Origin of the sequence: Rhodopseudomonas sp. P2A-2r (genome assembly GCF_026015985.1) — a bacterium.
Classification (GTDB): domain Bacteria; phylum Pseudomonadota; class Alphaproteobacteria; order Rhizobiales; family Xanthobacteraceae; genus Tardiphaga.
Map to the genome: position 1 here is coordinate 6,676,195 of NZ_CP110389.1, position 21,306 is coordinate 6,697,500.

Annotated in this window: 22 protein-coding genes and 1 pseudogene; 8 read left to right on the plus strand and 15 right to left on the minus strand. The window is 66.5% G+C overall.

What is annotated here, in order from left to right; translation table 11 throughout:
• Positions 1–33: 33 nt before the first annotated feature.
• The 7 genes from ONR75_RS32040 (at position 34) to ONR75_RS32070 (ending at position 5,174) form a co-directional block, all read left to right on the plus strand.
• A complete protein-coding gene (locus ONR75_RS32040; RefSeq protein ID WP_265080789.1) occupies positions 34–315 on the plus strand; it encodes a c-type cytochrome in 282 nt (93 codons plus the stop codon).
• Entirely contained in the window at positions 312–1,589 is a 1,278-nt protein-coding gene (locus ONR75_RS32045; RefSeq protein WP_265080790.1) for an NAD(P)/FAD-dependent oxidoreductase, read from the plus strand. Before ONR75_RS32040 ends, ONR75_RS32045 begins: the two co-directional genes overlap by 4 nt.
• Positions 1,582–2,040 carry a sulfur oxidation c-type cytochrome SoxX gene (gene soxX / locus ONR75_RS32050; RefSeq protein WP_265080791.1) on the plus strand — a complete coding sequence of 153 codons (459 nt, stop codon included), beginning with the start codon at positions 1,582–1,584 and terminating at the stop codon, positions 2,038–2,040. Before ONR75_RS32045 ends, soxX begins: the two co-directional genes overlap by 8 nt.
• Before the next feature lie 13 nt (positions 2,041–2,053).
• Complete coding sequence (locus tag ONR75_RS32055) at positions 2,054–2,530, plus strand: SoxY-related AACIE arm protein (protein WP_265080792.1); 477 nt, start codon at positions 2,054–2,056, stop codon at positions 2,528–2,530.
• Complete coding sequence (gene soxZ, locus ONR75_RS32060) at positions 2,530–2,850, plus strand: thiosulfate oxidation carrier complex protein SoxZ (RefSeq protein ID WP_265080793.1); 321 nt, start codon at positions 2,530–2,532, stop codon at positions 2,848–2,850. Before ONR75_RS32055 ends, soxZ begins: the two co-directional genes overlap by 1 nt.
• Entirely contained in the window at positions 2,847–3,623 is a 777-nt protein-coding gene (gene soxA / locus ONR75_RS32065; RefSeq protein WP_265080794.1) for a sulfur oxidation c-type cytochrome SoxA, read from the plus strand. The genes soxZ and soxA overlap by 4 nt, the downstream gene beginning before the upstream one ends.
• 207 nt (positions 3,624–3,830) lie before the next feature.
• On the plus strand, positions 3,831–5,174 hold the full coding sequence (locus tag ONR75_RS32070) for an MmgE/PrpD family protein (RefSeq protein WP_265080795.1): 1,344 nt from the start codon (positions 3,831–3,833) through the stop codon (positions 5,172–5,174).
• Here ONR75_RS32070 and ONR75_RS32075 read toward each other — a convergent pair.
• From ONR75_RS32075 to ONR75_RS32130, 12 genes and pseudogenes are all read right to left on the minus strand, one after another.
• Positions 5,171–5,956 carry an SDR family oxidoreductase gene (locus tag ONR75_RS32075; protein WP_265080796.1) on the minus strand — a complete coding sequence of 262 codons (786 nt, stop codon included), beginning with the start codon at positions 5,954–5,956 and terminating at the stop codon, positions 5,171–5,173. The genes ONR75_RS32070 and ONR75_RS32075 overlap by 4 nt on opposite strands.
• Positions 5,956–6,789, minus strand: coding sequence for an N-acyl homoserine lactonase family protein (locus ONR75_RS32080; protein ID WP_265080797.1), 834 nt, complete (start codon positions 6,787–6,789; stop codon positions 5,956–5,958). The genes ONR75_RS32075 and ONR75_RS32080 overlap by 1 nt, the downstream gene beginning before the upstream one ends.
• A complete protein-coding gene (locus ONR75_RS32085; RefSeq protein WP_265080798.1) occupies positions 6,786–7,793 on the minus strand; it encodes an Ldh family oxidoreductase in 1,008 nt (335 codons plus the stop codon). The genes ONR75_RS32080 and ONR75_RS32085 overlap by 4 nt, the downstream gene beginning before the upstream one ends.
• A gap of 80 nt (positions 7,794–7,873) precedes the next feature.
• Positions 7,874–8,267 (minus strand): annotated as a pseudogene (locus tag ONR75_RS32090) (carboxymuconolactone decarboxylase family protein).
• Positions 8,268–8,329: 62 nt separating this feature from the next.
• On the minus strand, positions 8,330–9,565 hold the full coding sequence (locus ONR75_RS32095; protein ID WP_265080799.1) for an ABC transporter substrate-binding protein: 1,236 nt from the start codon (positions 9,563–9,565) through the stop codon (positions 8,330–8,332).
• A 45-nt stretch (positions 9,566–9,610) separates the two neighbouring features.
• Positions 9,611–10,843 (minus strand): ABC transporter substrate-binding protein, encoded by a 1,233-nt coding sequence (locus tag ONR75_RS32100; protein ID WP_265080800.1) that lies wholly within the window; start codon positions 10,841–10,843, stop codon positions 9,611–9,613.
• 46 nt (positions 10,844–10,889) lie between these two features.
• Positions 10,890–11,597: an ABC transporter ATP-binding protein gene (locus tag ONR75_RS32105; RefSeq protein WP_265080801.1), complete on the minus strand. Its 708-nt coding sequence runs from the start codon at positions 11,595–11,597 to the stop codon at positions 10,890–10,892.
• Positions 11,584–13,365 (minus strand): branched-chain amino acid ABC transporter ATP-binding protein/permease, encoded by a 1,782-nt coding sequence (locus tag ONR75_RS32110; protein WP_265080802.1) that lies wholly within the window; start codon positions 13,363–13,365, stop codon positions 11,584–11,586. The genes ONR75_RS32105 and ONR75_RS32110 overlap by 14 nt, the downstream gene beginning before the upstream one ends.
• Positions 13,365–14,321: a branched-chain amino acid ABC transporter permease gene (locus ONR75_RS32115; RefSeq protein ID WP_265080803.1), complete on the minus strand. Its 957-nt coding sequence runs from the start codon at positions 14,319–14,321 to the stop codon at positions 13,365–13,367. Before ONR75_RS32115 ends, ONR75_RS32110 begins: the two co-directional genes overlap by 1 nt.
• Positions 14,322–14,447: 126 nt before the next feature.
• The gene (locus ONR75_RS32120; protein ID WP_265080804.1) at positions 14,448–15,872 is read right to left on the minus strand and encodes an MmgE/PrpD family protein; all 1,425 of its coding nucleotides are present in this window, start codon (positions 15,870–15,872) and stop codon (positions 14,448–14,450) included.
• A gap of 35 nt (positions 15,873–15,907) precedes the next feature.
• Positions 15,908–16,804, minus strand: coding sequence for an NAD(P)-dependent oxidoreductase (locus ONR75_RS32125; protein WP_265080805.1), 897 nt, complete (start codon positions 16,802–16,804; stop codon positions 15,908–15,910).
• A gap of 141 nt (positions 16,805–16,945) precedes the next feature.
• Positions 16,946–17,884 carry a LysR substrate-binding domain-containing protein gene (locus ONR75_RS32130; RefSeq protein WP_265080806.1) on the minus strand — a complete coding sequence of 313 codons (939 nt, stop codon included), beginning with the start codon at positions 17,882–17,884 and terminating at the stop codon, positions 16,946–16,948.
• Positions 17,885–18,040: 156 nt separating this feature from the next.
• On the opposite strand from ONR75_RS32130, the gene ONR75_RS32135 reads away from it, so the two are divergent.
• Positions 18,041–18,781 carry an SDR family oxidoreductase gene (locus tag ONR75_RS32135; protein ID WP_265080807.1) on the plus strand — a complete coding sequence of 247 codons (741 nt, stop codon included), beginning with the start codon at positions 18,041–18,043 and terminating at the stop codon, positions 18,779–18,781.
• A 55-nt stretch (positions 18,782–18,836) separates the two neighbouring features.
• On the opposite strand, the gene tnpC is transcribed toward ONR75_RS32135, so the two are convergent.
• From tnpC to tnpA, 3 genes are all read right to left on the minus strand, one after another.
• Positions 18,837–20,360, minus strand: coding sequence for an IS66 family transposase (tnpC, locus tag ONR75_RS32140; RefSeq protein WP_265080808.1), 1,524 nt, complete (start codon positions 20,358–20,360; stop codon positions 18,837–18,839).
• A gap of 85 nt (positions 20,361–20,445) precedes the next feature.
• On the minus strand, positions 20,446–20,802 hold the full coding sequence (tnpB, locus tag ONR75_RS32145; protein ID WP_265079591.1) for an IS66 family insertion sequence element accessory protein TnpB: 357 nt from the start codon (positions 20,800–20,802) through the stop codon (positions 20,446–20,448).
• Complete coding sequence (tnpA, locus tag ONR75_RS32150; protein ID WP_265080809.1) at positions 20,799–21,239, minus strand: IS66-like element accessory protein TnpA; 441 nt, start codon at positions 21,237–21,239, stop codon at positions 20,799–20,801. Before tnpA ends, tnpB begins: the two co-directional genes overlap by 4 nt.
• Positions 21,240–21,306 lie beyond the last annotated feature (67 nt).

Sequence of the window (21,306 nt, forward strand, 5' to 3'; positions counted from 1 at the left end):
ATGAATGAGCTTCGCAGTTCCGTTGGATTGGCGATGGCCCTGTTTGCGATTGCGGCCACGCCGTCGCAGGCAGCATCGCTGCCGCCACCGGGCGCGGCTTCGTGCTCCGGTTGCCACACGACGATCAGTAGTGCGACCTCGCCGGTGCCGCATCTGCGTGGACGCGACGCCGGCGAGATCGTCGCTGCCATGGCAGCGTTTCGCGACGGCTCCAGGCCGGCCACGGTGATGAACCGCATCGCCAAGGGGTTTTCCGACGACGAGGTGCGCCCGATCGCGGCATGGCTCGCTGCACAGCAACAGGACACAAGATGAGCCGCTTGCGTCATCCGAACCGGCGGGAGTTTTTCGGCGCGGCGATGGGCGCCGCCGCGCTGGGATTTGCGCGGCCGGCGCTGGCGCAGGGCGCGGCAAAGGTCGTGGTGATCGGCGGCGGTTTCGGCGGCGCCAGTTGCGCCCGCGCGCTGCGGCAACTCGACCCCAGCATCCAGATCACGCTGGTCGAACCCAACGCCACCTACACTTCCTGCCCGTTCAGCAATGCGGTGATCGTCGGAATGCGGCCTCTGGAAGCGCAGCAATTCGGTTACGGAAAGTTCGCGGCCGAGGGCATTGCCGTGGTCCCGCAGATGGCGGCAGGGATCGACGCGCAGGCGCGTAGCGTCAAACTCGCTGACGGCTCGTCGCTGACCTATGACCGGCTGGTCCTGGCGCCGGGCATCGACCTGCGCTTCGACGCGCTGGAGGGCTACGACCAGGCTGCCGCCGGGAAAATGCCGCACGCCTGGAAGGCCGGCGAGCAGACTACGCTGCTGCGCCGCCAGCTCGAGGCGATGGACGATGGCGGTCTGGTGGTGATCGCGGCACCGGCCAATCCGTTCCGCTGTCCGCCCGGCCCCTATGAGCGCGCCAGCCTGATCGCCTGGTATCTGAAGACGAAGAAGCCGCGCTCCAAGCTGATCATCCTCGACGCCAAGGATGCCTTCTCGAAACAGAAACTGTTCCAGAGCGCCTGGGCAGAGCTGTATCCCGGCATGGTGGAATGGGTTGCGCTGTCACAGGGCGGCAAGGTGACGTCGGTCGATCCGGCCACCAACACGCTGACCACCGATTTCGGCAAGCACACCGCGCAGGTCGCCAATGTGATCCCACCGCAGAAAGCCGGCGCGATCGCCGTGCTGGCCGGTGCCGTCGACAAGACCGGCTGGTGCAGTATCGATCCGGTCAGCTTCGAATCGCGGCTGGTGCCGAACATCCATGTCATCGGCGACGCCTGCATCGCCGGCGCGATGCCCAAATCGGCTTTTTCGGCCAATGCCCAGGCCAAGGCCTGCGCCGGCGCGGTGGTCACCCTGCTGGCAGGCAACGCGCCGCCGCAGCCCAAGCTGATCAACACCTGCTACAGCCTGGTGACGCCCGATTACGGCATCTCCATCGCCGGCGTGTACCAGCCCAAGAACGGCCTGTTCGCGGATGTGGAGGGCGCCGGCGGCGTCAGCCCGCTCGATGCGCCGGCCGCGGTACGCGCGCAGGAGGCCGCCTTTGCCGATGCCTGGTTCGCTACCATCACGGCCGAAGCCTTTGGCTAGAGCACCGGGGATCGCGCGTCTGCTGCTCGCGGCACTGTGTTGCATCGCGCTGCCCGGCGCGTCCCGCGCGCAACAGCTTGTCGGCTACGTGGTCGAGGGCGATGCCATCGCGGCGTCGTTGACCGGCGCACCGGGCGATGCCGCGCGCGGACGCGCGCTGGTCGCCAACCGGCAGACCACCTGCGTGCTGTGCCACGCGGTGCCGCAGAACGCGGCCGTGCTGCAGGGCGATCTGGCGCCGGGTCTCGCGGGCAGCGGCAGCCGCTGGAGCGAGGGACAATTGCGGCTGCGGCTGGTGGATGCGACGCGCCTCAATCCCGCGACCATCATGCCATCCTATTACCGGGTCGACAGCCTGCAGCGGGTGGCGGCGACATGGCGCGACCGGCCGATCCTCTCGGCTGGGCAGATCGAGGACGTGGTGGCCTATCTCACCACGCTGCGGGATTGAACAGGGACGGATGATGAGCACGAGCACCGACGCGACACGGCGCGGCTTCCTGACGATGGCTGGCGGCATGGCGGCCATCACCGTCACGCCGTTCGCGCTGACGAGTGCACAGGCGACGCCCGACTCGCTGGCCGCGGCCATCCACGCCGTCGTGGGCGGCGCGGTGGTGCATGCCGGCCGCGTCAAGCTCGACGTGCCGCCGCTGGTGGAGAACGGCAATACCGTGCCGGTCACTGTCAGCGTCTCCAGCCCGATGACGGACACCGACTTCGTGCGCAGCATCCATCTGTTCAACGAGAAGAACCCGCAACCCAATGTGGGAAACTTCTTCATCGGCCCGTGCGCCGGCCGCGCCGAGGTCGGCACCAGGATGCGGCTCGCCGATACCCAGAAGATCGTGGCCATCGCGCGACTGTCGGACGGTTCGTTCTGGTCGGTCAGCGCCGACGTGGTGGTGACTCTGGCCGCCTGCACCGAGGAAGCCAGCTGATGCCCTCCGCCCTCATCAACGTGCCGCCGAAGGCCAAGCGCGGCGACATCATCGAGATCAAGGCGCTGATGTCGCATATCATGGAAACCGGCTTCCGCCACACCGTGACCGGCGAGGCCATTCCCCGCAACATCATCACCAGCTTCTCCTGCCGCTACAATGGCGTGGAGATCTTTCGTGCTGAGCTGTTTCCGGCCATCGCCGCCAATCCCTTCCTGTCATTCTTTACGGTCGCCAGCGACAGCGGCACGCTGGAATTCAACTGGACCGGCGACCGCGGCTTTTCCGAAACCGCCTCGGCCTCGATCATCGTCGAATGAAAGGCACTGGCATCATCGCGGCAACGCTGCTGATGCAGGCGGGAGCGCTCGGCTTCGCCACCGAGATCCCGCCGGCCGAGCGCCGCTCCGGCGCGACGTTCATGACGCCACAAACGCAGGCGATCCAGAACGACGACACCGCCAATCCCGCCATGCTGTCGGTGCTCGACGGCGAGAAACTGTGGAAGGACAAATCCGGCACGGCGAACCTGGCCTGCGCCGACTGCCACAACGATCCCGCAAGCATGCGCGGCGTCGCGGCGCACTATCCCGCTTTCGATGCGACACTGGGGCGGCCGGTCAATCTCGAGCAGCGCATCAACCTGTGCCGCAGCCAGCACCAGCAGGCCACGCCCCTGGCCTATGAAAGCCCGGAGCTGCTGGCGCTGACCGCCCTGGTCGCCCGGCAATCGCGCGGCATGGCGATCGACGCCGGCGCTGACCCGCGGCTGGCGCCGTTCGTTGCCGCCGGCCACGCGTTGTTCATGCGCCGGCAGGGCCAGCTCAATCTCGGCTGCAGCAATTGCCACGACGACAACTGGGACAAGCACCTCGCCGGTTCCGCCATCACCCAGGCCCATCCGACCGGCTATCCGCTGTACCGGCTGGAATGGCAGTCCATCGGCTCGCTGCAGCGCCGGCTGCGCAACTGCATGGCCGGCGTCCGCGCCCAGGCCTACGACTACGGCGCACCGGAGCTGGTCGAACTGGAGCTCTATCTGATGTCTCGCGCGCGGGGCATGGCGATGGACGCGCCCGCGTTGCGGCCGTGATGCCTTCAATGGTTCGGTACGGGACCGCAGCTATGCAGCGCGCAGCTATCCCTCGGCGCTGACAGGCCAAGGAATTCACATCGGAATAGCAGTTATAGCGATCGGCGCACCAATTTGCCGGCCAGCGATAGGCATTGTCAGGCAATGTATTGCCGACCATCCTCGGCGACGCATCTCGTTCCAGATCGCGCACTTTCGGGCTTCTCGATGAAAACCACGCCAACCGTCACCCATGCCCTCGCGCAGTTGATTTCCGCGATGCAGTGGGAGGACCTCCCCGAAGCCGTCCGTGGGGCTGCGCGACGCTCGCTGCTGAACGGCATCGGTACCGCATTCGGTTCGGCGCGCGCGCCGGTGGTCGTCACGCTGGCGCAGACGCTGCAATGCTTTTCCGATCACCGGCACGCCATGCTGGTTGGCGGCACCAGGCGAATGGACGCCGGCAGCGCCGCCTTCGTCAACGCGGTGGCCAGCAACCTGCTCGACTTCGACGATACCCATCTGCCCACCATCATCCATCCCACCGCGCCAGTGGCTTTCGCGGCGCTGGCGCTGGCGGAATGGCGCGGCCTGTCGGGCCGGCAACTGCTCCAGGCCTTCGTCGCCGGCGGCGAGACCGCCTGCCGCATCGGGCTCGGCGTCTCACCGGGCCATTACGCGCGCGGCTGGCACATTACCTCAACCTGTGGCGTGTTTGGCGCGGCAGCCGCCTGCGCGCGCCTGCTCGGCCTCGATGCCGCGCGCACCGCCCACGCGCTGGGCATCGCCGCCAGCCTGTCCGCCGGGCTGGTGGAAAATCTCCCGACAGCAGGCAAGAACGCCAGCGTCGGCAACACCGCGCGCAGCGGCATGCTCGCCGCGATGCTCGCCGAAGCCGGCCAGCAGGCCGCGCCGACCGCGATCGAGGGGCCGCTCGGCTGGGCGCGCGCCTGCGGCGACACGCCGGATATCGACGCGATGATCGGCGAGCTCGGCACGCGCTGGGAGTTTGCGAGCAACACCTTCAAGCCCTACCCGGCCGGCATTGTCATGCATGCGGTGATCGACGCCTGCCTCGACCTGCGCGCCGCCCACGCGCTCAAGCCTGACGACATCGATGCGGTGAACGTCACCGGCGACACGCTGCTGCTGGCGCGCGGCGACCGCGTGGTGAACACCGCCGGCGACGCCCGCGTCAGTGTCCATCACTGTGCCGCAGTGGCGCTGCTGCTGGGCCGTGCGGGCGTCCATGAGTTCTCCGACACCGTCGTGTTCGACGCCGATGTCGTTGCGATGCGCAGCAGGGTGAGTGCGGTCCGCGACGACACCATGCCGGTCGGCGCCGCGCGCGTCGGCATCGCCTGCCGCGACGGCCGCAAGCTGTCGATGGAGGTCGTCGCCGCGCGCGGCAGCCTGGCACGGCCACTCACCGACGCCGATATCGAAGCCAAGTTTCGCGCCTGCGCGCGCGACGGCGCGCCCGGCATCGACAGCACGAGAGCGATCGAGACGATCCGAGCGCTCGAACATGCGCCGGATCTCGGCGATCTCGTCGCGGCACTGTCGGGCTAGGCGGCCGACCAGCCGCCATCGATGGGGATCACCGCGCCGGTGATGTCGCGCGCCGCAGGGCCGCACAGGAACACGATGGCGGCGCCGACATCGGCGAGCTCGACGAAGCGGCCGCTCGGCTGCCGCTCTTTCATGTAGTCACGCACAGCGTCGTCGTGGGACAGGTTGCGCGCCGCGGCGAGCGCCTCGATGCGCTTGGCGATCGCCGGCGTCGGCAGGGTGCCGGGACTGACGGCATTGCAGGTGATGCCGGTGCCGGCGGTTTCCAGCGCCACGGTGCGGGTCAGGCCGAGGATGCCGGTCTTGGTGGTGACGTAGTCGACGCGGCCCTTGGCGCCGCGCTGGCCGTACTGCGAGGACAGGTTGACGATGCGGCCGAAGTCGCACGCGCGCATGGCGGGCAGTGCGAGCTGGATGAGGCGCAGCGGCGCGGTGAGGTTGACCGCCAGCGAACGCTGCCAGTCGTCGATGGACAAGTCCTCCACCGGGGCGAAGTGGCGCACCACGGCATTGTTGACCACGACGTCGGGCCCGCCGAACGCGTCACGCGCGGCCTGCATCAGCCGATCCACCGCGGCGAGATCGGCGAGATCTGCCCGACAATAGACCGCGCCGATGCCGTGACGCTGCGTCAGCGCTTGCGTCGCCGGCTGCATGGCGGCCGGGTCGTCGAGTCCGTGCAGGATGATGTTGAAGCCGGCCGCCGCCAGACTGTCGGCCACGGCAAGGCCGAGCCCGCCGGTGGAGCCGGTGACCAGCGCCGATCGCGGCTGCGCGGCCATCAGCCGCGGTCCACGCGCGGCGCCACGTCGAGCCGCACCGCAATGCCGTCGAGTTCGCGCGACACCGGCGGATACAGCGCCATCACCAGAGGATCGTGGCCGGGGATGATGTGATCGGAGCTATCCGCCAGCGCCTGTACGGTGCGAAACCCCTCCATCATGTCGCCGACATTGTAGACCGCGGGAAACGGCAGGCCGCGCAGCATATTGTCGTAATAGTGCGTGGCGTCCGACGCCACCACGACCCAGCCGCGCTTCGTCCACACCCGCACGATCTGCAGTCCCGCCGAATGGCCGCCGACCTTGTGCAGCGTGAGCCCCGGCGCCAGTTCGGAAAAGCCGTCGTGGAACGCGACGCGGTCGGCATAGACGTTGCGCACGAAGCCGACGACGTCTTCTACATCGAAGGGATGGCGCAGATAGCCGTGGCACATGCAGCGGCCGGTGGCATAGGCCGCCTCGGCATCCTGGACATGGAAGCAGGCGCGCGGGAATGCGCCGAGCGAGCCGGCGTGATCGTGATGCAGATGGCTGAGGATGACCTGGTCGACCTCTGCCGGATCGATGCCGAGCGCACGCACGCCGTCGGCGGGCAGCCGCAGCATGGTGCGGCCGCGCTGCGCCGCCGAGGTCGGATTGAAGCCGGTGTCGATGACGAACACCTTGTCGGAGCGACGCGCCACCCAGACGAAGTAGTCGAGGTTGCGGCCGGCCTCGTGGACGTCGGCACCGATGAAATTGTCGGAGGCGCGGCGGCCGGTGTGCTCGCCGTAGCGGATCGCGAACAGTTCGAACGGCTCGATGCCGCTCATGGCATGGGATGACGTGGTCATGAAGTCTCACTCGCAGGTTGACGCGCGACGATAGCATCGAGCTGGCGACAGATCTCGTCGGGGATTTCGATCGCATCCAGATCGCGACGGCGCTGGCGATCGGCGCGCGAGCGATCGAACGGCATCCGCACCGGCGCGCCGCCCTCGACCGGCCGCGCGCCACGCACCGCTTCGGCATAGGCCGAGACATTGGCGCGGAATTCGTCGGCGGAGCCCATCAGATCCGGCCGCATGGCGATGATGACGAAGCCGAAGCCGGCGAGCTCCGGCGGGATCGGCTTTGATCCGGCCATGATGCCGAGCAACTGCACCACGATGCCGAGGCCCGATCCCTTGGCGCCACCCCAGGCGGCAAAGGCGCCGGCGAGTGCCGCGGCGGGATCGCGCGTCGGCCGGCCTTCCGCGTCGAACGCGACATCGACAGGCAGCTGCCGGCCGAGCCGGCCGGCCAGCGTCACCTCGGCGTGAATGATCGCGGAGGTGCCGATGTCCCAGATCACCGGCTCATCGGCACTGGGGAAACCGAAGCAGATCGGGTTGGTGCCGAAGCGGCCTTCGGTGGCGCCGTGCGGCGCGACCCAGGGCGAGGCATTGGATGCGATGACGCTGACCAACCCGCGCGCCGCGGCCATCTCCGCATAGTACGACAGCATGCCGGTGTACCAGGTGTCGCTGGCGCCGACCACGGCGATGCCGGTGGCCTCCGCCTTGTCGATGGCGATCTGGGTGGCGCGGTGCGCGACGAGATAGCCGAGCTGGTCGCCGCCATCGAGCCGCGCCGACACCGGCGTCTCGTGCAGTGTGCGGATGGCGCGGCGATGATCGCCGGTGCGTGCCAGCCGTTCGGCAATACTGATGGCGCGCGCCAGGCCGCCATAGCCAAGCCCGCGCAGCTCGCAGTCGATCAGGTGATCGGCGATCAGCGCCGAATCTGCGACATCGTGACCGAGCCCGGCCATCACGCGCGCGGCGAGATCGCGGGCCTCACTGACGGTAAATCTCATGGAAGCGTTCTTACTTCAACGCGGCCGCCGTTCAGCATGCGCAGAACGGCGACCGCGACGGTCAGGTCGGTGCAGGCGACCTACTTGCCGGCTTTCTCGGCTTCGATCTGAGCGAACACTTCGCGCGCGGTACGGAACGAGATCCACACCGGCCGGGATGCCGCAATAGATCGCGACCTGCAGCAGCACTTCCTTGATCTCTTCCTTGGTGACGCCGTTGACCAGCGCGCCCTTCAGGTGCATGCGCAGCTCGTGCGGCCGGTTGAGCGCGCTCAGCATGGCGATGTTGAGCATGCTGCGGGTCTTGCGCGGCAGGCCGTCGCGGCCCCAGACGGCGCCCCAGCAATATTCGGTGGTCAGTTCCTGCATCGGCATGTTGAAATCATCCGCCGACGCGAATGACTTCTCGACGAATTCCTTGCCCAGCACGTCCTTGCGAATAGCCAGACCGCGATCGAAGACTTCCTTGCTCATGTACTTTTCTTTCTGTGTTGGTCGGATAGGGCCACCCGCCAAGATGGCGGGTGGATCGTGGCTCAGCGCTTCGGCCAGAACGGCTCGGCAACGGCGAGTTTCTGCGGGAACACAGTGACGGGAATTCCGTTCTGCCACTGCACCACCGTCATTTCGGCATCGACGCGGCGTCCCTTGTCGTCGAACTTGAGAATGCCGCCGGGATAGTATTTGGACGGCCCGCCATCCATGCTGCGCAGCGCGTCGGCCACCGCCACCTTGTCGGCCTTGCCCGCTTTTTCCAGTGCGTCCTTGATCAGCCACATGTCGCCATAGGTCGAGATGGCGTTCTGGGTCATCCACGGTTCGTTGTAGCGGCTCTTCAATTCGGCGATCAGCGCCTCATGGCCCTTGGTGGCCCAGCTGCCGACGCAGGTGATAACGCCCTGCAGGAGCGTCGGATTGATGGTCTGCAGGATGTCCGGCTCGGCGATGGCGATGCCGAACGAGATGGTCGGGATACGGCCCTGGCTGAGGCCGAACTCGTTCATCTTCTCCAAGACCAGCTTGGCGTCGGAAATCACCGTGGGCAGGAAGAATAGCAGATCCGGCTTGGCGGCGCGCACCTTCTGCACCAGCGGCGTGGCGTCCGACAGCGGCGGCGTGAAAGTCTCGTCCATCACCAGATCGAGGCCGACCTCCTTGAGCAGACCCTCGCGCATCGGCTTGGCCGAGGCCACCGACGCGCCGGTGTTGTCGGTGATGATCGCCACGGTCTTCGGCATCTTGCCGGACGCGCTCTGCGCCAGCTTCATCAGCAGCGGCAGCGCCTGGCGGGCCTGCGACGCCGCAGTCGCCGAGGTCTGGAATACGTATTTGAAACCGCGGTCGGTGATCAGGTCGGAATAGGACAGGGTCAGCATCGGCAACTGCGCGCGCTCGGTGACTTCCGTGGCAGCCAGCGTGAACGAGCTCAGATAGGCGCCGCTGGCGGCGACCAAGTCGGTCTCCTGCGCCACCATCCGCTGCGCGGCGTTCTTGGCCTTTTCGACGGTGTCGCCGGAATCCAGCACCACCAGCTTGAGCTTGGCGCCGCCCAGCGCCTTGACGCCGCCGGCCTTGTTGATGTGATCGATCGCCATGTCGGCGCCCATCTTCATCACCGCGCCCGGGCGCGCATAAAGCCCGGACAGCGGCACCAGCAATCCCACCTTCACCTCGGCCGGCGATTGCGCGAAGGCGCGCGGCGCGAGCAGCGTCGCGGCACTCGCCGCCAGCATCGTGCGTCGTGTCAGGGCCAGCCTGCTCATATCGGTCATGATGTCCTCCAAATGATTTTGTTTTGATTGTTCAGCGCTTCTTTTTCAGCTCTTCTTGGGCCAGAACGGTGCCGCCACCGCGAGATCGTTCGGGTAGACTGTGACGGGAATGCCGTTCTGCCACTGCACGATGACCACGCCGGCCCCGACGCGGCGGCCCTTGTCGTCGAACTTCAGCGTGCCGCCCGGATAGTATTTTGCGGGCCCGGCATCGAGGGTGCGCAGCGCCTCGGACACAGCGGCGCGATCGGCCTTGCCGGATTTTTCCAGCGCTTCCTTGATCAGCCACATGTCGCCATAGGTGGAGACCACGTTCTGGGTCATCCACGGCTCCTTGTACTTGGTCTTGAGATCCGCCAGCAGCTTCTCCTGGCCCTTGACGCCCCAGTTGGCGACGATGGTCATGATGCCCTGCACGACTTCCGGCGACACGCTCTGCAGCATGTCGGGTTCGGCGATGGTAATGCTGAAGGAGATGGTGGGGATACGCCCCTGGCCGAGGCCGAACTCGTTCATCTTCTCGAGCCCGAGCTTGGCGTCGGACACGGCGTTCGGCATGAACAGGAACAGGTCCGGCCTGGTGGCGCGCACCTTCTGGATCAGCGGCGTGGCATCGGCCAGCGGTGGTGTCCACACCTCGTCCATCACCAGTTCGAGGCCGAGCTTCGGGAATAGCTTTTCCTTCAGCGCCTTGGCCGTCGCAATCGATGTGCCGGTGTTGTCCATCGCAATGGCCACGGTCTTCGGCCGCTTGCCGGAGGCCGCTTCCGCGAGCTTCATCAGTTCGGGCAGGCCAAGTTCAGACTGCGCCGCGGCGGTGGCCGAGGTCTGGAACAGGTGGCGGAAACCGCGGTCAGTAAGCAGGTCGGAATAGGACAGCGTCAGCAGCGGCAGGCCGGCGCGCTCGGTGACCTCGCTGACGGCCAGCGTGAACGAGCTGAGATAGGAGCCGGTGGCGGCGACCAGATCGGGCTCCTGCGCCACCATGCGCTGCGCGGCGTTCTTGGCCTTCTCGACGGTGTCGCCGCAATCCAGTGCGACCAGCTGCAGCTTGGCGCCGCCCAGCGCCTTGATGCCGCCGGCCGCATTGACATCGGCGATGCCCAGCTCGGCGCCCATCTTCATCACCGCGCCGGGCCGGGCATAGAGGCCGGACAGCGGCACGATCAGGCCGACCTTGACGTCGGCGGGCGCTTGCGCGCGCGCCACGCCGGTGAGACCGATGGCGGCCGCACCCGACACGAATGTACGCCGTGTCACCGGAAGTATCTTCGTCATCTTTGTATCCTCCCATTGGGCTCGCTGTTGAGGCCGCGAGCTTGATTTACATTCCGAGATAGGCCTGCCGGATCCGGTCGTCGGCCCGCAGCGTCGCGTTGTTGCCCTCGAGCACGACACGGCCGGCTTCCAGCACATAGCCGCGGTCGGCGGATTCCAGCGCCTCGGCGACCCGCTGCTCGACCAGCAGGATGGTGAGCTTGGTTTCGGCGCGGATCTCGATCAGCTTCTCGAAAATGAAATCGGCGATCGCCGGCGCCAGCCCCATGGAGGGCTCGTCGAGCATCAGCAGTTTTGGCGCAGATGCCAGACCGCGGCCGATCGCCACCATCTGCTGCTCGCCGCCGGACAGCGTGCCGGCGAACTGATCGCGCCGCTCGGCCAGTACCGGCATCAGGGCGAAAATGCGTTCGAGGTTCTGTTTCCAGGCGCGGCGACCGGCGTCGGTAAAGGCGCCCATCTCGAGATTCTCCATCACCGACAGCGACGGAAACACCTGGCGGCCTTCGGGAACGTGGGCGATGCCGAGATGCGGCCGCTTCGCGGCGGGAATGTCGGCGAGGTCGACGCCCTCGAACAGGATGGCACCGGCGCTCGGCTGCACGATGCCGGAGATGGTCTTGAACAGGGTCGTCTTGCCGGCGCCATTCGGCCCGACGATGGCGACGAACTGTCCGGCCTCGACCGTCAGCGAGACATCCTTGAGGACGGGAACGACGGAGTATCCGGCGCAGATACCATCAAGCTTGAGCACGGTTCACCCATTTCTTTCCAAGATAGGCCTCGATGACCCGGGGATTGCGGGTGATGCTGACGGGATCGCCATCGGCCAGCACCGCGCCGTGATCGAGCACCAGGAAGCTGTCGACCAGCTTCACCATCGACTGCATGGTGTGCTCGATGATGGCGATGGTGACGCCCTCGCGCGCCAGCCGCTGCACCACGGCGACGACCTCCTCGGCCTCGCCATGGCCAAGCCCGGCCAGCGTCTCGTCGAGCAACAGCAGGCGCGGCTTGCCGGCCAGCGCGCGCGCCAGCTCCATCAGCCGCAACTCCTTGGTAGTCAGCTCGGCCGCAACCTTGTCGGCGACACCTGTCAGCCCGACCCGTTCCACCGCATCGTCGGCGAAGCGGCGCGCCTCGTCCTCGCTGGCCGCCTGCACATAGGCGCCGACGCGGACGTTGTCGCGCACCGACATGCGCAGGAACGGGCGCATCACCTGGAAGGTGCGGCCGACGCCGACCTGGCACAGTTCATGCGGCTTGCGCCCCACCATGTTGCGGCCCTCGAACAGCACCTCGCCGGTGTTCGGCAAAGAGAAACCGTTGAGCAGGTTGAACAGCGTGGTCTTGCCGGCGCCGTTCGGGCCGATGATGCCGAGGATCATGCCTTCGTGGATATCGAAGCTGACATCCTGCACCGCCTTCAACCCGCCAAAGGACTTCGACAGGCCCTTGACCGAGAGCAACACATTGCCTTGCGGCCGTTCCGTGCGCCTGGCGGCCGCTACGAACGGAATCACACGCTCCGGCGCAGTCGCGGCGTCGGCGGCTGGTGCCGCTGCTGCGCCGGCACGACGCTTCATCCAGCGGTCGCGCACCTTCCAGAACACGCCTTCCGGCGCCACCAGGATCACGGTGATGATAGCCAGGCCGAAGATCACGCCCTGGATGCCGGGAATCTTTGCGCCGAGCTCGGCGTGCAGGATCTCCGACACCGGCACCAGCACCGCAGCGCCGATCAGCGGCCCCCACACGGTGCCGACGCCGCCGAACATCGAAACCGTCAGTGCCTGCGCCGACACCAGCATGCCGAACACCGAGGGCGGCGTGACCACCAGCAGTACCACCGCATAGAACGCGCCGACCGCACCGGCGATGGCGCCGGACAGCGCGATGGAGCGCAGCTTCCACGACAGCGTGTCGATGCCGGCGGCCTCCGCCGCCGCCTCGTTCTGCTTGATCGCCAGCAGCGCCATGCCGAAGCGCGAGTGCTCCACCGCGCGGGTGATGGCGACGATGCAGAGCAACATCGCCAGGGCGACGAAGGTGTAGACCCGCGGATCGGAGAACTGCATGTAGGCGAACGGATTGTCGCGCTTGATCGGCAGCGTCAGCTCCTGATAGCCGAGCCATTCGAACACGTAGAGCAGCGCCAGCGGATAGGCCAGCATCGCCAGCGCGAAGTAGTGACCACGCAGCCGGAAGGTCGGGAAGCCGACCAGCAGGCCGGCAATGCCGCCGATCACCGCGGCGGCGGGGATCAGCAGCCACGGCGTGATGTCGAAATAGATCTGCCCGAGCGCCGTGGTGTAGGCGCCGAGACCGAAGAACGCGGCGTGGCCGAACGACACCAGACCGGTGTAGCCGGACAGCACATTCCACGACAGGCCGAAACTCGCCCACACCAGCACCAGAGTCAGCGTGAGCTGATAGTAGGAGTTGGTAACGAAAAGAGCGAGGCAGGCATAGATCGCGGCAGCGAGCAATGTCGGCGCGAGAGAACGCAACAGCATCGGCATCAGGTTCTCTCCACCATGCGGCCAAAGAACCCCTGAGGGCGCAGGAAAATGATCAAAAGGAAGACGACGAAGATCGCGGCGTTCTGCAGCTGGGTCGGCAGGACCAGCGTCGAAAGCTGCTGCACGAGCCCGATGGTCATGCCGCCCCAGAACGCGCCGGTGATGCTGCCCATGCCGCCCAGCACGACGCCGGCATACATCACGATGACGTAGTCGATGCCGATATAGGGATGGAACGGATAGTTGGTGGCGAGCAGCCCGCCGGCCACCGCGGTGACCGCGGTACCGAGCCCGAAGGCGATGCGGTGCGCCTTGTCGATGTCGATGCCCATATAGGTGGCGGCGACCGGGTTGTCGGCGGCGGCGCGCAATGCCTTGCCCATGCGGGTGCGGGTGATCAGCGCGGCAAGCCCGATCATCGCGGCGATCGAGATGATGGCGGCGATGCCGCGCGCCTTGTTGACAAAGATGCTGATGAGGTCGTTCCAGAGCGGCCCGATCTCCCAGGCGCTGGACGACAGCGGCGTACGGATCGAGGCCAGCACCGAGCCGAACACGATCAACCCGCCGTTCTGCAGCACCAGCGCAACGCCGAGCGTGAGGATCAACTGGGCGAAGTGACCCTCGCCCTCCAGCGTCGCGGTGCGCTGGCCGGTGACCCGAGAAATCAGCAACTTGTGGATCCAGAAGCCGAACAGGAACAGCAGCGGGCCGGACAGCAGGATCGCCACATAGGGGCCGAGCACGTTACCGAATGCAGTCTGGATGCCGAACGACAGGAACAGGTAATAGGCGACATACATGCCGAGCATCATGAAATCGCCCTGGGCGAAGTTGATGACGCGCATCACGCCGAAGATCAGGCCGAGTCCGACGCACATCAGGCCGTAGATCGCTCCGGCCAGGAGGCCAGCGACCAGTGCCTGCAGGATGTTTTCGATGACCTGCGACATCATCGATGCCGCCTTGCCGCGATGGCGCGCAGGCCATTGCCCCTGTCCTTCATGTCGTTTCTCCCCTTGTCGCGACCCTCGGACTTGGCGCCCGTTGTGGCCGTGGCCTGTTCTCAAAAACGTTGCGCGTCAGGTTGCCCTGCCCGCGACGCGCGCCGCGGAGCTACGTGATCTGCCGCCGCGCACGGTCAGCGCGCATAACCCGGCAATGCGCCCGGCGTTACTGCTCCGTTCGATGCGATCGATGGCTTCCTCGATGGCGTCGGCGCGATTGACGCCGAGCACGGCACCGGCGCTGTCGCGGAGACGCGCACGCACTTCGCCCTCGGTGGCGGCGATGACGTCGGAAATCCGGCGGCTGATCCGCGCGCCGACAGCGAGGCTGACCTCGACCTCCGCGCCCTGCGCCGCGGGAAACGCCGCGGTGAATTCGCGATCGCTCTTCAGCCGGATCATCGACGCAAGGCGCAGGATGTCGGGATCATCGAGCCTGCGATAATTGTCCTCGTCGACCACCTTGCGCACCAGCGCGCCGGCGACGCCGTACTGGATGCTCATCTTGGCCTGCAGCGCGCGTTCGAAGGGGCCGGTGAAATCGCAACCGGGATAGCGGATCGCGGCATCCGGAAGGTGCACGGTGATCTGCTCGACCGCGGCAATGTTGTCGATCTCTTCCGCCACACGCAGGGCCGCCTGACAGGCCGTCTGGGCGAAATTGCAGGCCGGAACCGGCTTGTTGTAGACCGCCAGGATCTCTTCCTCGCCGCCGGGAAACAGCGTGATGACAGGCGGCGCCAGGGCGCGACGGAACGCGGCGAACAGCCCGGCCTCGCCCTCGAGAATCAGTTCGGAGCCATAGGCGCCGGCTTCCGCCAGCGCGACCGCGGTGATGGCGCTGCGCGCGGCGGCGCCGGGATGAAAGTACATGTCGCTGCCGCCGTCATGCGGCCACTGGTTGAGGCCCGCCGAGGCATTGGCCGCCAGCGCCAGCGCAGACACCGCGGCATTCTCGTCGAGCGACAGCAGGCGGCTTCCGGCTACCGCGCCCGCGACCGGGCCGAGAATGCCGGTGGGGCGAAACAGCCGGGCGAGGTCCGCATCGAATAGCGCGCGGCCGAGCCGGCCGCCGACCTCGTAGCCAACCGCCGCCGCTATCAGCAGTTGCGCGCCGGACACCTGGCTGCGCTGCGCCAGCGCCAGCAACACCGGCCAGAGCACAACGCCGTGATGACCGATGCTGCCGGCGTGCATGTCCTCGCGCACCAGGCCGTGGCCCATGGTGGCATTGGCGAAGGCGGCATCGGCCGGCGACGCCGCGATGTCGGTGCCGACGATGGTGGCGCCCGACGCCGCATTGCCGGCAATGGCGATCGCCTGCCGGCTCCAGGCGAGGTCGCGCGCCTCGAAGGCACAGGACAGGAAATCCAGCAGGCAGATCTTGAGCTTGTCGCAGGCGGCCGGCGACAGATCCGACAAATGCACGGCGTTCGCCGCACGCACCATGGTGCGCGCCAGCGATGCCTGCCTGTTGTTGGACCTGTCGGCCGTCGTCATTGTCGTGCTTCCCTTTTTCGCGAAGGTGCTGTCGTCTATCCCCGGATCTCGACGCCGGCCCATTCTTCGGAAAGCTTGGCGATCGAGGTGAAGTCGGAGTCCGGGCCGTATTTGGCCTGGGTCAACGCCAGGATCTGACGCACGACCGCGCCCATGATCATGGGAATGCCCATCGCTTCGGCCTCGTCGAGGCAGAGCCGGACGTCCTTGTAGGACAGCGCCGTAGCGAAGCCGAAGTCGAAGGTGCCGGTCAGCACCGAGCGCGGGAATTTGTCCTGCGTGGCGCTGTTGCGGCCGGAGGACACGTTGATGATGTCGAGCAGGATTTTCGGATCGAGCCCGGCCTTGACGCCCATCGCCATGCCTTCGGACGAGATCACCAGCGCGGCGGCGGCCAGGAGGTTGTTGACGAGCTTGGCGGTCTGCGCGAGGCCCGGCTTCTCGCCGGTGTAGAACAGCTTGCCGAAATTTTTCAGGATCGGCTCGACCTGCGGCGCGTAGACATCCTTGGGGCACGACACCATGACGGCCAGCGTGCCGCCCTTGGCGCCGGCGATACCGCCGCTGACCGGCGCGTCGACGAAGATGATGTTGTGCTTGGCCAACCCAGCGGCGACGATAGTGGAGGCGCCCGGCCCGGTGGTCGACAGATCGATCAATGTGCGGACGCGATTGCCGTGGGCGACGCCGTTGTCGCCAAGTGCGACAGCCTTGACGATGTCCGGCGTCGGCAGGCTCATCAGCACGATCTCGGCCGCGGAAGCGACCTCTGCGGGCGAGTTGGCGACCTGTGCGCCGCGCGCCTTGAGCGGCGCCGTGGCATTCGGATCGCGGTCATAGACGCACAGTGTGTAGCCTGCGTCCAGGAGACGCGAACACATGGGACCGCCCATGCGACCGACGCCAACGAATCCGAGAAGCTCTCCAGCCATCAACGCTCTCCCTTGCCGGCGCACAACCGCGCCGGTCCGTTTCATGTTGGACGGAAGCTAGCGGGAGTTGCCGGCGGGGGCATCGTCGTTTGCGGAATAACAGCTTTGCCGCGCGCAGTCGTTTGCGGCGCAGCGAAATCGTCAGCTCATCAATGGCCCGGTGCCCTTGGCCCATAGCCCGCGGCGCACCAGATCCTTGATCTGCTGCCGCACCATCTGCGCCAGTGCGCGCGTCGCCGCAGTGGTCGGCCGCTGACTCGATGTCACCAGGATCAGTTGCCGCGTCAGCACGGGATCGACGATCGACCAGCTTTTCATGCGGCCGGCAGCGACGAGATGCCGCGCCGGCCCATAGGACAGCAACGTGTAGCCCATGCCCTGCTCGACGAGGCTAAGCGTGGAGGGCATCGCGTCGACTTCCAGTTCGATGCGCGGCGCGATCGCGGCTTCGCCGAGCAGCGCATCCACCACCAGCCGCAAGCCATGCGGGCGGCCCGGCAGGATCATCGGGATCTCGGTCAGCCGCGACGCCGGCACCGGCCCGTCGCCGAGACCCGCGGGATCGCTCATGGGCCCGAGCAAGGTGATCTCCTCGGTGATCAACGGTTCGGCGCGCAGGTTGCTGGTACGCGGCGCGTTGTACAGCACCGCCACATCGATCTTGCCGGTGATCAGCCATTCCAGCAGATGGCCGCTAAAACCTTCCACGACATGCATGGCGATGTCGGGGAATTCCTGACGGAAGCACTGCACCAGCGGCACGGTAAGCACCGACCCGACCGAGGGCGGCATGCCGATGGCGATGGTGCCGCGCGGACTGCTGCGCAGCGCGATCACCTCCGTCGTAGCCCGCTCGACGGTATCAAGCACGCCGCCGGCATAGTTCTGCAGCACCTTGCCCGCCTCGGTGAGCACGATACCGCGGCCGTTGCGGTAGAACAGTTCGATGCCGAGCTCCTGCTCCAGCGCCTTGATCTGCCGACTGAGCACCGGCTGGGCGATCGACAGCACCGCACCGGCGCGTGAGAACGAGCCGAATTCGGCGAGCGTAGCAAATGCCTTGAGTTGCTTGAGGTCCATGGGTCTCCCGTTTGCGCTTCGTTCGAACGGCGCACTGTTTCGGCATAACAGTTAGCACGCGCGGGATGGCGGACACAGCGTCGCGGCTCTGCCATTTTACCGCAGGACGCACCCCGAAGCTGCAGACCAACAATGCGGTGCGCCGAGGGAGATCAAATGACCAGAGATAGCAAGGACTCCGTACTTTTGACCGGCGCGGCGGGCGGACTCGGCCGCGCAATCGCCCGCGCCGTGGTGGCATCGGGGCGAAGGATCGTGCTGGTGGACCGCAACGCCGAGCAGCTTGCGGAGTTCGCTGCCGAGCTCGGCGCCATGGCGCATGCCGTGCGCCTCGATATCAACGACCACGCCGGCGTCGATCGCATTCTCGACGGCCTGCCCGAGGATTTCCGCCAGGTTGACGTCCTCATCAACAATGCCGGCCATGACATCGGCGGCCGCACCCGCTTCGACCAAGGTTCGGCGGACGACTGGACCGATATCATCCACACCAACCTGGTCGGCACCATGCGGATGAGCCGCGCGGTGCTGCCGAAGATGGTGACGCGCAACCACGGCCATGTGGTCAATATCAGCTCGATCAACGCGGTGCGCATTGTGCCGGACATGGCGGCCTATTCCGCCAGCAAGGCCGGCATCCGCATGTTCACCGAGACCATCCGCGGCGAACTGGCGGAGACCGCAATCCGCATTACCGAAATCCTGCCCGGCCTCGCCCGCACCGGCATCATCGTGACGCGCTACCGCGGCGACCGCGAGAAGGAGCAGGCCTATTTCGACCAGTTCAAGATGGCGCTCGACCCGGAAGACGTGGCGCGCGTCATCATGTTCGCGCTCGACCAACCCGCCCATGTGCAGATCGCGGAGATCATGGTGCTTCCGGTCAATCGCTACTGACGGCTGAATCTATCTTGAGGAGTGGCCGAGACAAGAAGCCGGGTAAGCGTCGTTCTCAGGCCACGGCTCTGAGGTCTTGCTTTTGGTAGGCCCAAGGCAAGAGCGCGTCGATGTCGCGGTTGGGATGACCGCTGGCGATCCTGGTAAGGACGTCTGTCAGGTAGCCGAGCGGATCGATATCATTGAGTTTACAGGTCTCGATCAGCGAGGCGATGGTGGCCCAGTGCTCGGCACCTCCGTCGGATCCCGCGAACAAGGCATTTTTCCGGTTCAGTGTGATCGGGCGGATAGAACGCTCGACGGCGTTGTTGTCGAGCTCGATACGGCCATCGTCGAGGAAGCGGACCAAACCCTCCCAGCGCGAGAGCGCATAGCGGATTGCCTCGGCGAGCTTGCCCTTCTGGCTGATCAGCCCGAGTTTTGCGCGCAGCCAACTCTCCAATGCGTCGACCAGCGAGCGGCTTTTCTGCTGCCGCACGGTCCGACGCTCCTCGGCGATGCGGCCGCGGATGTCGTTCTCGATCGCATAGAGCGCGGCGATGCGCTGCAGTGCTTCGCTGGCGATCGGCGCAGGTCCGGGTGTGGCGAGCTTGTAGAAGTTGCGCCGCACATGGACCCAACAGAACGCCAGCTGCACGTCGCCGCGCTCGGCCAGCCGGCGGTAGCCGGCATAGCCATCGACCTGCAAGATGCCCCTGAAGCTGTCGAGATGGGCGATCGGCCGCTCGGCCTTGCGGTCCGGCGCGTAGACATAGGCCACGCCTGGCGGCTCGGATCCGTTCCATGGCCGGTCGTCGGCGGCATAGGCCCACAACTGCCCGGTCTTGGTGCGACCACGACCAGGATCCAGCACCGGCAACGTCGTCTCATCGGCAAACAGTTTTGGCCGCTCTCTGAGCTTGTCGAGCAGGCGTTGGTGCAGCGGACGCAGATGCCAGGCGGCATGGCCCACCCAGTCTGCCAGCGTCGAGCGGTCTAGGTTGACGCCCTGGCGGCCATAGATCTGGGCCTGCCGATACAGCGGCAGATGATCCGCATATTTGGAGACCAGCACCTGGGCGATGGTGGCTTCGGTCGGAAGCCCACCCTCGATCAGCCGCGCCGGCACTGGGGCCTGCACGACGCCATCCTCACATTGGCGACAGGCGTATTTCGGCCGGATCGTGACCAGCACCCGGAACTTCGCCGGCACGATATCCAGCCGCTCGCTCTTGTCTTCGCCGATCCGGTGCAACGCGCCCTGGCAGCAGCGGCAGGTCTTGTCGTCGATATCGATGGTGGTCTCGATCCGCGGCAGATGCGCCGGCAGCGCGCCGCGATTGGCCCGACGCTTCGCAGCTCCGGCCTGTCGTGCGGCCGGTGTCGCCTGCTCAGCTTCCGCGACGTCACGCGCCGCCGCCTGCTCGACGTCTTCCAAACCGAGCTGCATCTGGTCCTCGGGCAGCGTCTCCGCCCGGCGGCCAAACTGGTGGCGCTGCAGGTCCCTGATGATCTGACGCAGCCGTTCGTTCTGCACCCGCTCGGCGAGCAGCATCGCTTTCAAGGTCTCGGAATCATCGGGCAATGCGTCGCGCGGCATAATCAAATCAGATCATGTTTGCCAGCATTTTGCGACGTGCTCGATGCTGCTGATTCACTTTGCCACAGCAACAAACGTCCAGGCGTTAGCCGGGCTGTGCCGGCGTCACCGTCTCGCGCGCCGCGTGGACACGCCGCCAATCCAACCCTTCGAGCAGCGCCGACAATTGCGCGGCCGACAAATGGATCACGCCATCTTCGATCTTCGGCCAGCGGAAGATGCCGTCCTCCAGCCGCTTGGCGAACAGGCACAGACCCGTGCCATCCCAATACACCAGCTTGATCCGATCCGCGCGCTTGGCGCGGAACACGTAGACTGCGCCCGAGAACGGATCCGCCGCCATGCTCTCCCGCACCAGGGCCGCCAACCCATCGGCGCCCTTGCGGAAGTCCACAGGCCTGGTCGCCACCATCACCCGGACCGCGCCCGTCGGGCCGATCACGCTCCGGCTTTCAGCGCCCGCAACACCGCGGCGATGGTGTCCGACGGAGCGCCCGCGCCGATGCGCACCGTCACGCCGTCGATCGCAACCTCGATCGTTCCGCCAAGCGGTTCGTCCCGCTGCTGCCGCCGCGCCTTGCGCTGTCGAGATCCCGCAGTCTCGCACAGTGCCGCGGTAACCACCGCCGGGACGAACCGTGGTTCATCATCCTTGGAAACGACCGCCTGAGCTTCCCTGACTCGCCGGCGCCAGCCAAACAATTGCTGCGGTGACAATCCGTGCCGCCGCGCCACGCCGGAAACAGAGTCGCCACTGGCTTCGATCTCCGCAACGACCCGCGCCTTGTCCTCGGCGCTCCACGTCCGCCGGCGCCCCGCACCGGTGAACACCTCCAGTCGCCGAACCGGCTTGGTGATAGCACTATCCACTGTGTCCATTCTAAGCCTAGCGGTTCGAACGAACCGAAACGTCGCAGATCAGCACGTCAACCGAAAGGTGCGGCCG